At 64.4% G+C, this 568-nt stretch carries 1 protein-coding gene; it reads left to right on the forward strand.

Going from position 1 to position 568, the window contains the following annotated elements:
- The coding region (locus ACXJKJ_RS31600; protein ID WP_457395641.1) for a rhodanese-like domain-containing protein at positions 1 to 380 on the forward strand (380 nt) is incomplete at its 5' end.
- Positions 381 to 568: the final 188 nt, after the last annotated feature.

A 568-nucleotide genomic window follows, 5' to 3' on the forward strand; every position in this document is an offset into this window, starting at 1 on the left:
TGGTCGGCCTGACCGTGGCCATCATCGTCACTGAAGTCCGCCGCCTGTTCCGCGGCTTCAAATCGCTCAAGCCCGCCGAGCTGACCCACCTGATCAATGCTGGTGGCGCCGTCGTGGTCGATCTGTCTTCCAGCAGCGATTTCGAGAAGGGCCACATCGCCGGCAGCCGCAACGTGCAGCCTGCCCAGTTCGGTCCGGAGCACAAGCTGGTGGTCAACGCCAAGCAGAGCCCGGTCGTGCTGGTGTGCCGCACGGGCACCGCCTCGGAAACCGCGGCCAAGGCGCTGAAGAAAGCCGGGTTCGAACAGGTCAACGTGCTCGACGGTGGCATCCCCGCCTGGCAGCAGGCCGAGCTGCCGCTGGTCAAGGGCCGCAACTGATTTCTGCCGGATTGCGCCGCTCGCCTTGTGCGCGGCGCCACACGCCCCCATCGCAGGGCATGTAACAATCCATTCTTATTGCATTCATTCTTGGAGCTACAGGAAATGTCCGAAGAGACCACCAACGGCGCCGTTGCGCCGGCCGATGCCGCCACCGGCCCCGCGTTCACCGTCGAGAAGATCTACGT

This window comes from Roseateles sp. P5_E1, assembly GCF_054049335.1.